The organism is Halomonas sp., assembly GCF_034520545.1.
In the GTDB taxonomy this organism is placed as follows: domain Bacteria; phylum Pseudomonadota; class Gammaproteobacteria; order Pseudomonadales; family Halomonadaceae; genus Halomonas.
This window is the reverse complement of record NZ_JAXHNN010000011.1, coordinates 104,916-116,895: the sequence shown is the minus strand read 5'-3', so window position 1 is coordinate 116,895 and position 11,980 is coordinate 104,916. Positions and strand designations below refer to the sequence as shown.

General features: G+C 63.8%; 12 protein-coding genes. 4 read left to right on the top strand and 8 right to left on the bottom strand.

The genetic code is table 11. The features are described from left to right. Positions 1–34: 34 nt before the first annotated feature. The 8 genes from U5L98_RS14885 to U5L98_RS14850 form a co-directional block, all read right to left on the bottom strand. Positions 35–412 carry a Rieske (2Fe-2S) protein gene (locus U5L98_RS14885; protein WP_322559088.1) on the bottom strand — a complete coding sequence of 126 codons (378 nt, stop codon included), beginning with the start codon at positions 410–412 and terminating at the stop codon, positions 35–37. Further along, positions 409–1,647: a multidrug effflux MFS transporter gene (locus U5L98_RS14880; protein WP_322559087.1), complete on the bottom strand. Its 1,239-nt coding sequence runs from the start codon at positions 1,645–1,647 to the stop codon at positions 409–411. Before U5L98_RS14880 ends, U5L98_RS14885 begins: the two co-directional genes overlap by 4 nt. 120 nt (positions 1,648–1,767) lie before the next feature. Next, positions 1,768–2,412 carry a maleylacetoacetate isomerase gene (maiA, locus tag U5L98_RS14875; protein ID WP_322559086.1) on the bottom strand — a complete coding sequence of 215 codons (645 nt, stop codon included), beginning with the start codon at positions 2,410–2,412 and terminating at the stop codon, positions 1,768–1,770. A gap of 10 nt (positions 2,413–2,422) precedes the next feature. Further along, positions 2,423–3,442 carry a fumarylacetoacetate hydrolase family protein gene (locus U5L98_RS14870; RefSeq protein WP_322559085.1) on the bottom strand — a complete coding sequence of 340 codons (1,020 nt, stop codon included), beginning with the start codon at positions 3,440–3,442 and terminating at the stop codon, positions 2,423–2,425. 70 nt (positions 3,443–3,512) lie between these two features. Further along, positions 3,513–4,823 carry a homogentisate 1,2-dioxygenase gene (gene hmgA / locus U5L98_RS14865; protein ID WP_322559084.1) on the bottom strand — a complete coding sequence of 437 codons (1,311 nt, stop codon included), beginning with the start codon at positions 4,821–4,823 and terminating at the stop codon, positions 3,513–3,515. Positions 4,824–4,837: 14 nt separating this feature from the next. Beyond that, positions 4,838–5,077, bottom strand: a complete 240-nt coding sequence (locus tag U5L98_RS14860) for a DUF2783 domain-containing protein (protein WP_322559083.1) — start codon at positions 5,075–5,077, stop codon at positions 4,838–4,840. Beyond that, on the bottom strand, positions 5,064–6,776 hold the full coding sequence (locus U5L98_RS14855) for an FAD-dependent oxidoreductase (protein WP_322559082.1): 1,713 nt from the start codon (positions 6,774–6,776) through the stop codon (positions 5,064–5,066). Before U5L98_RS14855 ends, U5L98_RS14860 begins: the two co-directional genes overlap by 14 nt. A 78-nt stretch (positions 6,777–6,854) precedes the next feature. Continuing rightward, complete coding sequence (locus U5L98_RS14850) at positions 6,855–7,823, bottom strand: MBL fold metallo-hydrolase (RefSeq protein WP_322559081.1); 969 nt, start codon at positions 7,821–7,823, stop codon at positions 6,855–6,857. Between the two features lie 299 nt (positions 7,824–8,122). Here U5L98_RS14850 and U5L98_RS14845 point away from each other — a divergent pair, with 299 nt between their 5' ends. The 4 genes from U5L98_RS14845 to U5L98_RS14830 all read left to right on the top strand — a co-directional run bounded on the left by U5L98_RS14845 (position 8,123) and on the right by U5L98_RS14830 (position 11,917). After that, positions 8,123–8,665, top strand: a complete 543-nt coding sequence (locus U5L98_RS14845; protein ID WP_322559080.1) for a TRAP transporter small permease — start codon at positions 8,123–8,125, stop codon at positions 8,663–8,665. Next, positions 8,658–9,953 carry a TRAP transporter large permease gene (locus tag U5L98_RS14840; RefSeq protein ID WP_322559079.1) on the top strand — a complete coding sequence of 432 codons (1,296 nt, stop codon included), beginning with the start codon at positions 8,658–8,660 and terminating at the stop codon, positions 9,951–9,953. Before U5L98_RS14845 ends, U5L98_RS14840 begins: the two co-directional genes overlap by 8 nt. A 29-nt stretch (positions 9,954–9,982) precedes the next feature. Beyond that, a complete protein-coding gene (locus U5L98_RS14835; protein ID WP_322559078.1) occupies positions 9,983–10,480 on the top strand; it encodes a MarR family winged helix-turn-helix transcriptional regulator in 498 nt (165 codons plus the stop codon). A gap of 378 nt (positions 10,481–10,858) precedes the next feature. Next, positions 10,859–11,917 (top strand): TRAP transporter substrate-binding protein, encoded by a 1,059-nt coding sequence (locus tag U5L98_RS14830; RefSeq protein ID WP_322559077.1) that lies wholly within the window; start codon positions 10,859–10,861, stop codon positions 11,915–11,917. The last annotated feature ends 63 nt before the right edge of the window (positions 11,918–11,980 follow it).

Genomic DNA, 11,980 nt, shown 5'->3' with positions numbered 1-11,980 from the left:
AAATGAAGGGGCCACGCTTAGCGTGGCCCCTTCTTCATTCGCCGATCACCAGCCAACCCTGATCGTCGGCATGCACGAGCACCGGGTCGAGTGCGCAATCCAGGCCCAGGCCCGCCACACCCTCGCCGGTACGCGTCGCGAAGCTCGCCTCGTGGTTGGTGCAGCGCAGCCGCTCGCCATCCTGGCTGAGGACACGCTTACCACGCTGGTCGAGCGGCAGATACTGGTGCGGGCAGGCGTTGACGTAGGCGAGCAGGCTGCCGTCGTCGAGGTGTATTAGCAGCAGTGGGAAGCTGCCCTTTTCTCCCGTGAGGCTCACGCTCAGGGTGCCGTGCCGGGGCAGTTCCTCCAGGCGGGCGACTGGGGTGCCCATCGCGGGGGCGCTGCGATACTGCTTCCAGGCTTGGGTCATGGTGATCTCCTTGTGGTGCCATCGATGGCCGGCCTTGGGCAATCGCTGCTCTCGCCGCCTCGCCGAATCAGGGTCAGGAAAACGCAGAGCGAGACGAGGCCTCCCAAGGCGATTGCCATGGCCATGGTGCGCGAGGTGCCGTCGTGGAACTGGCCGACCAGAGCGCCGCCCAGGGCGGCGATGGTCATCTGCAGGAAACCGAACAGCGACGAGGCCGAGCCGGCACACTGCGGATTGGGGGCCAGGGCCCCGGCCATGCTCTGGGGCATCACGATCCCGAAACCGAACAGGAACACGATGTGGGGCCCGATCACGGCCCAGGGCTCATGAACGCCGGCTATCGACAGCCCCGCCATGGTGGTGCCGGCCAGGGCGCACATCAGGGTGGCCAGCAGCAGCAGGCGGTCGCGTCCCAGCCGGTGGCTGTAGCGCCCGCTGAACAGGGTGCCCGAGAAGAACCCCAGGACGATCAGCGTGAAGCCGGTCCCGTACTGGAACGGTGACAGGCCCATGTATTCGATGAGCACGAAGGAAGAGCCCGAGAGAAAGGCGAAGAGGCCGGCGAAGCCGCTGGCGTTGATCAGCGTATAGCCGATGAAGCTGCGCTGCGTCAGCAGCATGCAATAGTTGGCGAGGATCACTTTGGGAGCTACCGACTGCCGACGGTCGGCGGGCAGCGGTTCGGGCATCATCAGGGTGAGAACAAGCAGCATGATCGCCGCATAGACGGCCAGCAACAGGAAGACCGACTCCCAACCGAAGAACAGCAGCAGCCCCGCCCCCACCACTGGCGCGAGCGCCGGCGCCATCGCCATGGTGCTGGCCATGTAGGAGAGCACTCGTCCCGCCTCTACCGGGCCGTAGATGTCGCGCACTGCGGCGCGGGCGAGCACCGGGCCAGCGGCACCACCGAAGGCTTGCAGGAAGCGACCCGCCAGCAACCATTCGACACTCGGGGCTAAGGCACACAGCAGGCTGGCCAGCAGAAACACACCGAAGCCGGCGATCATCACCGGCTTACGCCCGAAACGGTCTGACACGGGCCCGCAGAACAGCTGCGCCAGGGCGAAGCCCGCCATGTAAAGGCTCAGGGTGAGCTGGACCTGGTCGGGGCCGGTATCCAGCGCCTCGGCCATGGCCGGCATGGCCGGCAGGTACATGTCTGTGGCCAGCGGCCCCAGCGCGGTCAGCGCCGCCAGAACCACCACGGTGGCGGGGGATGTCAACTTCAGCACAGCGTTCTCCTGAACGAACCTTCCCGGAAACCAACGACAAGCGGGCAAGGCCCCGGTCCAGTTCAGGGACTCGCCCGCTTTGTTAGCTTGCTTACTGTAGCGCAACCGGCGACGGTTTGCTTACCCGGCGTCGGGCTGCTCGCCGGGTGCCGCCTTCTGAAAGGCCTCCAGGGCGTTGCAGTGGTCGACGATGCGCCGCAGGGTGGGGTAGGCCGAGAGGTCACACTCGAAGCGTTCGGCATTGAACACCTGCGGTACCAGGCAGACGTCGGCCAGTGTCGGGGTATCGCCATGGCAGAAGTCGCCGGTACCCAGCTCTCGCTTCAGCAGGGTCTCCAGGGCATCGAAACCCTCGATGATCCAGTGCCGGTACCAGGCCAGCTTGGCGTCCTCGTCCACCTCCAACTCGCGCACCAGGTACTTGAGCACTCGCAGGTTGTTGAGGGGATGGATCTCGCAGGCCACCAGCTGGGCCAGCGCCCGTACCCGCGCTCGCCCCTCGGCATCGGCCGGCAGCAGGGACGGTTCGGGATGCTTCTCGTCGAGGTACTCGCAGATGGCCAGGGACTGGGTCAGCTGGAGCCCGTTATCGGTCACCAGTGTCGGCACCATGCCCTGAGGATGGCGCGCCAGGTTCTCTTCGCCGCGCTGTTCACCCTTCACCAGATTCACCGGGGCCTGGTCATAGTCCAGGCCCTTGAGGTTCAGTGCGATCCTGACCCGGTAGGCGGCTGACGAACGGAAATAGCCGTATAGCGTCGTCATGTGAACTCCCTTACTCGGGCTGATACTTGACGACCTGCTGGTCGATGGCGCCGAAGATGCTCTTGCCTTCCCGGTCGAACATCTCGATGCGCACCCGGTCGCCGAAGCGCATGAATGGCGTCTTGCTGTCGCCGTGCTGGATCTTCTCCACCATGCGTACCTCGGCCAGGCAGCTGTAGCCCACGCCGCCGTCGGCCACCGGCTTGCCGGGGCCGCCGTCCGGGTCGGGGTTGGATACCGTGCCTGAGCCGACGATGGCACCGGCGCCTAGATAGCGGGTCTTCGCCGCATGGGCGACCAGCTTCGGGAAGTTGAAGATCATGTCCGGCCCGGCTTCCGGTTCGCCGAATTTTTCGCCGTTGAGGTGCACGGTCAGCGGCAGGTGGACGCGGCCGTCCTGCCAGGTGTCGCCCAGCTCGTCCGGCGTCACGGCGATGGGCGAGAAGGCAGAGGCCGGCTTGGCCTGGAAGAAGCCGAAGCCCTTGGCCAGCTCGCCGGGGATCAGGCCGCGCAGGCTGACGTCGTTGACCAGCATCACCAGCTTGATGTGCTTGGCGGCCTGGTCCGGGGTCACCGCCATGGGCACGTCGTCGGTGATCACGGCGATCTCGCCTTCGAAGTCGATGCCGTGTTCCTCGCTGATCGCCTCGATGTCTTCAGTGGGCGCCAGGAACTTGTCGCCGCCGCCCTGGTACATCAGGGGGTCGCTCCAGAAGGTCTCGGGCATCTCGGCATTGCGCGCCTGGCGCACCAGCTGGACGTGGTTCAAGTAGGCAGAGCCGTCGGCCCAGTGATAGGTGCGCGGCAGCGGCGAATGCAGCGTGTTCTGCTCGAGATCGAAGGCGTTTTCAGCCTGGCCCTCGTTGAGCTCGGCGTAGCGGGCCTCGAGCTTCGGGCTGAGGGTGTCCCAGTTTTCGGTGGCCTGCTGCAGGGTGGCAGCAATGTCCGTGGCGCGGACGGCACGGGTCAGGTCGCGGGAGACGATAACCAGTTCGCCGTCGCGGCCGTTCTTGAGGGTGGCAAGTTTCATCTTGTCTCGGTCCTTGTCGTCAGGGGCGGGGCGCATTGGCCCCGTCCGGTCGATTCATGGCGTTGGCGGTTCAGGGTTTTGTCGGGTCGAAGTGCGAGCGCAGGGTCGACCATACGTCCACGTAGTCGCGCTGGCGATACTCCGCGGCAAGTGCTGCCTCGGTTGGATGGTAGACGTAACGGCTCTCGAACATGAAGGCCATGGTATCGCCTTGGTACTGCGGCTTGAGTTCGGCGTTGGAGGCCTTCTCGAAGGTGTCGGCATCGGGGCCATGGGGCGACATGCAGTTGTGCAGACTGGCACCACCCGGGAGGAAGCCTTCGGCCTTGGCGTCGTACTCACCGTGGATCAGACCCATGAACTCGCTCATCAGGTTGCGGTGGAACCAGGGCGGACGGAAGGTGTTCTCGGCCACCATCCAGCGCGGGGGGAAGATGACGAAGTCCAGGTTGGCCATTCCGGGGGTGTCGGAGGCCGAGGTCAGCACCGTGAAGATCGACGGGTCGGGGTGGTCGAAGCTCACCGTGTTGATGGCATTGAAGTCGGCCAGATTGTACTTGTAGGGCGCGTAGTTACCGTGCCAGGCCACCACGTCCAGCGGCGAGTGGCCGAGGCGGGTTGCCCAGAAGCGCCCCGAGAACTTGGCGACCAGCTCGAAATCGCCCTCGAGGTCCTCAAAGGCGGCCACGGGGCTCTGGAAGTCACGCGGGTTGGCCAGGCCGTTAGCACCGATGGGGCCGAGACCGGGCAGCTCCATCGGGTTGCCGTAGTTCTCGCAGATATAGCCGCGAGCGGCGTCGACGCCTTCCGCCAGACGGACCTGAAACTTGACGCCGCGGGGAATAACGGCGATCTCGCCGTTGGCGACGTCGATCTCGCCGAACTCGGTACGCAGCCGCAGCGCGCCCAGCTGGGGGACGAAGAGCATCTCGCCGTCGGCGTTGTAGAAGAAGCGCTCGGTCATGTCCTGGTTGAAGGCGTAGACGTGCACGCCAACACCGCTCTGGGCTCCGGCATCACCGTTGACGGCGATGGTCAGCAGGCCATCGATGAAGTCGGTGGGCTCGTTGGGCAGCGGGGCCGGGTCCCAGCGCATCTGGTTGGGATCGGCGGCGGGCTTGTCCAGCGGGGAGGTGTGAACCTGGCGGTTTTCCAGCGGCTGATAGGCGCTCTGTACCACGGATGGGCGGATACGATAGAACCAGCTTCTCAGGTTCTGGTGACGCGGCGCAGTGAAGGCCGAGCCGGTCAGCTGTTCGGCATAGAGGCCGTAGGCACACTTCTGGGGGGAGTTCTGGCCCACGGGCAGGGCGCCGGGCAGGGCTTCGGTGGAGAAATGGTTACGGAAGCCGCTCTGGTACTGAAGCGTTTCGGTGGTCATGAAGATATCCTCTTTCAGTGCTGTTCTTGTTGGGCTGATTGGCTTCGAGCCGGTGCCGGTTTGGCGGCCTGGCCGGCGATGGCCAGGGCTTCCTCGAGCACCTGCTGGTCACCGACATGATTTGCCAGCAGCAGGATCAGCCGGGCGTTGATGCGTTCGCTCGACTCCTCGCTGCGCTCGCGGTGCACTTCGGTCAGTGCGGCGTAGAAGGCGTCCGGATCGGTGAAGTTCGGGTTCAATTCAAGCCGTGGCATGGCGAGACTCCTTGGTGAAAAGCTGCTTGCCCAGGGCGCGATCTAAGGCCAGATTGACCGCCTCGCGGGAGAACTCGGTCCAGCGGGCAGCAACATGCTGGTCGGGACGGACCAGGTAGGCTGCTGCCGGGGCCAGACCATAGCGCTCAACGACCAGCCCTTCGGCATCTTCAATCAGGGTGGTTCGCGGCAATCGCGTCAGGGCCTGTGAGGCCGGGCCGAGGACGAGCAGGTCCAGGTCCAGCTTTTCTTCCAGCAGTGCCTCGAGCTCGGATGTCAGTGACTCGGCTTGGCCGGTCGTGACGCGGCCGTCCAGCAGCAGCACGAAACGGTTGCCGAACTGGTTGAGCAGCCAGGCGTTCTCGCTGCCCAGGCGAATCGGCGCATCCTTGGCCGGGCTGCCGGGCCGCAGCTCCTCCGGAGAGCCCACTGCGTCGGGGCCGTTGAGCGGCGAGTCGTGATAACGGCACGGCATGGAGAGGCGGCCACTGTTGACCAGGCTACGTGCAAAGGGATACTTCTCCGCCAATTCCAGGGTCGTATCGCGGAACAGCCGGCTGATGCGGCTCTTCGGCGTGATGAAGTCGGTGGCCCGGGTGGAATTGAGGAGGTTCTCCGCGGCGCCGTGCTGGCGCTCGGTATTGTAGGTCTCGAGCAGTGTCTGAGGGGCTTCCCCTCTCAACACCCGGGCCAGTTTCCAGGCCAGGTTCTCGGTGCTCTGCAGGGCGCCGTTGGCGCCGCGGGCGCCGAAGGGCGAGACCTGGTGAGCGGCGTCGCCCATGAACATCACCCGGCGATAAATGAAGTCATCCATCATGCGGCAGCGGAAGGTGTAGACGCTGGCCCACTCCAGCTCGAACTCCACGTCCTCGCCGAGCATGGCCTGCACGCGGGGGCGGATGTTCTCCTCCTTCTTCTCCTCTTCCGGGTCGGCGTCCCAGCCCAGCTGGAAGTCGATGCGCCAGACATTGTCCGGCTGCTTGTGCAGCAGCACCGACTGGCCCGGGTGAAAAGGCGGGTCGAACCAGAACCAGCGCTCGGTGGGGAAGTCGGCCTTCATGATCACATCGGCGATCAGGAAGTGATCCTGGAACACCTGGCCCTTGCTCTCCAGGCCCAGCATGTCGCGGATGTTGCTGTTGGCGCCGTCGGCCACCAGCAGGTAGTCGCAGGTCAGGCGATAGTCGCCGTCCTGGGTGGAAACCGTGATCGTGGACTGACCGGGCTGCGCGTCGACATCGATGACCCTGTGCAGCCAGCGCAGGTCGATGTGTTCGTTCAGCGCATCGGCTCGGTCGACCAGGTACTCCTCGAAGTAGTATTGCTGCAGATTGATGAAGGCCGGGGCGCGGTGCCCCTCTTCCGGCAGCAGGTTGAAATCGTAGACCTCGCGGTCCTGGAAGAAGACGCGGCCGTGCTGCCAGGTCACGCCCTTGTCGAGCATGGGCTGGGCGCAGCCGAGTCGGTCCAGGATCTCCAGGGTGCGCTTGGCAAAGCAGATGGCCCTTGAGCCGACGCTTACGGTGTTGTTGTCGTCCAGCACCACGCTGTCGATTCCCTGCTGGGCCAGGTCGATGGCGGCCGCCAGGCCGCTGGGGCCGGCCCCCACGATCACTACCGGGCAGTGGCGCACGTCCTGGCTGTCCAGCTCGGGAGGACGTCGATACGGATAGACGGGATTGTTGTAGGTCGTTGGCATGCGATGCTCCCACGGGGCCATCGGGTGCAATGCAGCCGACGGCCGGTCACGGTCCTTAGGAAGGTTCTTGGGGGATGCTTACTGGCTCTCGACGACTTCCTGCAGCGAGTGCCACATGTCGTTGTCGCGCTCGGCGGTCCAGATGCGCGGATCCGGATACTCGCCGCCGGCCTCGTCATAGCAGCGGGTAATGTCGAAGGGTATACAGTGATCGAAGATCACCCAGTGGCCATACTTCGGCTTGAGCTTGGCGTAGGTCTCTGCGTAACACTCGGACAGCGTCTTGCCGGCGGCCTTGCCCGCCTTGACGCTCTCGTACATGTCGGCGAGGAAGTCGCGGGTGCCCTGGATGGCTTCCTGGCACTGCTCGGATGTGGTCAGTGCCTCGCCACGGCCGGGCACCAGCTTCTGGGGGGCCATGGCCTGCAGGCGGTCCAGGGTGGTGGGCCAGTGCTCGTGGTAGGCGTCACCGGTATAGGGCGTGGCACCGAACTCGACCAGATCCCCGGAGAACATGACCTTCTCCTCAGGCAGCCAGACGATGGTGTCGCCTTTGGTGTGGCCGCGACCCAGGTGGATGATGCGAACTTCACGCTTGCCCATGTACACCGTCAGCTCCTCCTGGAAGACGATGTTCGGCCAGGTCAGGCCGGGCACGGAGTCGACGCCCTTGAACAGGCGCGGGAAGCGGCCGACCTCGGACTCGTAGTCCTGCTGGCCGCGCTCGACGATCAGGTCGTAGGTGTGCTGGCTGGCGATGATGTTCTGGGCATCGTAGGCCGAGGCCCCGAGCACGCGCACGGCGTGGTAGTGGGTCAGCACCACATGCTTGATCGGCAGGTCGGTGATCTCGCGGATGCGGCGGATCACGTCCTGGGCCATGATCGGCGTGGCCTGGGTGTCGATGACCATCACGCTTTCGTCACCGATGATGACGCCGCTGTTGGGGTCGCCCTCCGCGGTGTAGGCGTAAAGGCCCTCTGCCAGCTTGGTAAAGCTGATGTTTTTCTCTTCGGTATCGGCGTGTGACGCGAACTTCTTGCTCATGGTCCCTCCAGCATCGTCTCGGGGAGGCGGGCTGCCCTGCGGGACAGTCCGCCTTGGGTGCGGTTGTATGTGGGGCGAGCATAGTTGCTCTTGAAACTATATGTCCAGTTCGGTAGCGCCTTCCCTTTGCCCAGGCATCTTCTCCAACCCGAAAAATCTTCGAAAGATCAATAATGTTGGGTTAATTTAAGACCTAAGTCTAAGCATATCCAACAGGTAAGTAGTTGCGCATGAGACTGTCTGGCGGCATGGTGGCGCCCATAACAATGTCCCGTGATAATCAGGAGCTAGCCAGACTCATGACGAACTCAGTATCACGATGGTCGCGCCTCGGCCGTGTGCTGCAGCTGACGCTGGAGGGGGTGGCGGGTGCCACCCTGTTCGGCATGATGCTGCTGACCACGGTGGACGTGGGCGGCCGCTACTTCTTCAATGCGCCGATTCTCGGCACCGTCGAGCTGACCCAGCTGATGCTGGCAGCGCTGGTGTTCCTGTCGCTGCCGGTGGTGTGCTGGCGCCAGGAGCACGTCAGCGTGGACCTGCTGGATGCGGTCTTCCCGTCTCGCCTGATCTGGGTGCGCGAGGTGATCATCAACCTGCTGGTCACGGTGGCGCTGTGGGCGATGGCCGAGCGTGTCTGGGCGCTGGCCGAGCGCGCCTTCTCGTGGGGCGACGTCACCGAGTTCCTGCGCATTCCCTACGGTTATCTGATCGGGCTGATCTCGATCATGCTGGCCCTGTCGGGGCTGTTGACCCTGGCGCGGGCGGTGCTCTATCTGCTGGAAGGGGTCAAGGTGGTCAAGCGGGGCGGTCCATTGAGCCCGGGAGAGAATCATGACTGAAGCACTCTACGGCTTCGCCGCCCTGCTGATCCTGGTGTTCCTGCGCGTGCCGCTGGCCTTCGCCATGGGCATCGTGGGGTTCGTCGGCTACTACTACCTTACCGGCAACTGGAGTGCCGCCGAGGCGATGGCGGCACGCCGGGTGGTGGATACCGCCATGGACTATGGCCTGTCGGTGATCCCGCTGTTCATCCTGATGGGCAACTTCGTCTCCCATGCCGGGCTATCGGACGCCCTGTTCCGGGCCTCCAACGGTTTCCTGGGTCACCGCAAGGGCGGTCAGGCCATGGCTACCATCGTGGCCTGCGGCGGCTTCAGCGCCATCTGCGGTTCGAGCCTGGCTACCTGCGCCACCATGGGGCGGGTCGCCATGCCGCAGATGCGCAAGTATGGCTACAAGGACTCCTTGGCGTCAGCGTCGATCGCCGCCGGCGGCACCCTGGGCATCCTGATTCCGCCCAGCGTGATGCTGGTGATCTACGGGATCATTACCGAGACCAGTATCCGCGAGCTGTTCGCCGCGGGCTTCATTCCCGGGATCCTCGGGATCTTCCTCTATCTCGGCGCGGTGAAGTGGGTACTGTGGCGCGACCCGGACGCCGGCCCGGCGGCCGAGCGGGTACCGTGGGCGGAGCGCATCGCCGCCCTGAAGAGCGTGGGGAGTACCCTGGCCCTGTTCGTGCTGGTGATCGGCGGCATCTATCTGGGCGTGTTCACGCCCACCGAGGCGGCGGGCATCGGCGCCATGGGCGCCTTCCTGATCGCCCTGTCACGCCGGGCGCTGAGTCCGCGGGTGCTGATGAACGTGCTGATGGACACGGTGCGCACCACGGCGATGCTGTTCGCGGTGGTGCTGACGGCACTGATCTTCGCCAACTTCGTCAACCGGGCGGGACTGCCCGACGATCTGCTCAACCTGGTCAGCGGCCTGAACGTCGCGCCCTTCGTGGTGATCCTGATGATCATCGCCATCTATGTGGTGCTGGGCTGCGTGTTCGAGAGCATGTCGATGATGCTGCTCACGGTGCCGGTGTTCTTCCCGGTGGTGGCGGGACTCGGTTACGACCTGGTGTGGTTCGGCATCCTGGTGGTGATCGTGATCGAGATCAGCCTGATCACGCCCCCGGTGGGGATGAATGTCTTCGTGCTGCGGGCGGTACTGCCGGATGTGGCCACGGCGACGATCTTCCGCGGGGTGACGCCGTTCTGGGTGGCGGGCACGATTCGTGCGCTGCTGGTGCTGGTGTTCCCGGGCATCGTACTCTTCCTGCCGGAACTGCTTTACTAGGAAAGGTGGAAATGGAAGGGCGACCAAAGATGCCTCAAGAACCGGCAGATGCTGTGGACGGGGTTGCCGAAGCAGGACTCCCTACCAGGCAGGAGTTGGACCTCAACCAGTTCCTGCCCTATCGGCTCAACCGGCTGGCCGATCGCATCAGCGACGAGCTGGAGCGCATGTATGCTCAGCGCTATGAGCTCAACGTGGCCCAGTGGCGTGTGCTGGCCTGGCTCAGCCACTGCGATGACTTGACAGCCAAGAAGGTCTGCACCTACACCAACATGGACAAGGCACGGGTCTCCCGGGCGGTGCAGGCGCTGGTCGATCGCGGCCTGGTGAGCCGGACGCCCTCCGTCAGGGACCAGCGAGTGCATGAACTGCACCTGACGGGTGACGGGGCAGAGCTGCTCTCGCGCCTGATCCCGCAGGCTCAGGACTGGGAAGCGGAGCTTGTGGCGACCCTGAGTGTGGGTGAGTATCGTGATCTTCTCAATGCCATGGGCAAGCTCGAGCGGCAGCTGGAGCGTATGGGATGATCGCGACGCGTGATGCTGTACCTGGCCAGGCTCCCTGCGTCCGGCGGAAATATGTTGCCGGACTTCTTTTTGCAAGGGTGCCTGGCGTAACAAAAGCTGATAACGGCTAGGGGAAATGTGGAAGCCGTTCTTGTTGAGTTTCTCCTTCTTCAGCCTTTTTAACCTTTTGTTTAAAAAGGCTTTATTTTCCATTCTACTTAAGTAGTATTAGCTATTGGTCGTGAATGCGTTGCACACAGGTGGTCGCCGAAGGCATTGTATGTGCGAACGTGTTTCTCGAAGAACCGGTAAATCGGCTGTTGGTGTATCGTATTATAGTGCCCTAAGCCGCTTCCCGACGAGAATGTCTGCTGCCTGTGATGATGGAGGAACTACACAATGTACAAGAGAACAGGCCTGGTGGTCGGCACCCTGACCGCCGCGATCATGAGCACATCCGCCCTGGCCGAGACCACGCTGACGATCAGCACCTGGGCCGGCCCCAACCATGGTATCAACACCATCGTCTGGCCCACTTGGGGGGCCTGGATCGAGGAAGCCACCGAGGGGCGTGTCACCGTCGATGTGGTCCACGACTTGGGACCGCCCGACTCGCAGATGGCCATGGTGGCCGACGGTATCGCCGATGCTACCTGGATCTTCCACGGCTATAACGCCGGCCGTTTCGAGTTGACCAAGCTACCGGAATTTCCGACATTCGAGGAGTTCTCTTCTGAGAACGCCTCTGCCGCCTACTGGCGCACCCACCAGGAGTACCTGGCCGAGGCCGGAGAGCATCGCGGTGTTGACGTGGTAGCGGCGGGCGTACACGGCCCGGGCTGGATCTTCACCAGTGAAAAGGTCGAGACACTCGACGAACTCGAGGGTAAGCGCATCCGCGTCGGCGGCGGCGTGATGGGAGACCTTTCCAATGCTCTCAATCTGACCGGCGTGGCACTGCCACCCACCGGTGTCTACGAGGCCGGCTCCCAGGGCGTCATCGATGGCGCCATGCTGGTCCCGGAAGGCCTGCGCAGCTTCCGCGTGGCCGAAATCTTCCCGTACACCCTCAAGGTGGATGGTGGCTTCTATCGCGGCAGCTTCACTATCGCCGTGAACCCGATGTTCTGGGATCGTATCTCTGCTGAGGATCGCGAGGCCATCGAGGCTGTTTCCGGTGAACAGTTGTCGCGGCTGTTCGGTTACATGATGGACGTCTCGGATGTGCGCGGCGTGGAGTTTGCCGAGGAGCTAGGCCACACCTTTACCGAACTGGGCGAGGAAGACTTGGAGACCCTGCGCGGTATCAGTGACGAGATGATTGCGGAGTGGGCCGAGGAAGTGACGGAAGAGCGTGGCGTGGATGCCCTGGCCGCCATTGAGTATTTCCGCGAGCAGTTGGAGGATGCCGCCGAGGAGGGTAGCGTCGTGTCTCTGGTACCGAACGAGTACAAGTAAACCGGCATCTCGACCACCCGAGGATGATCCGCGCCACACTGACAGATCTCTGAATCTGTCGGC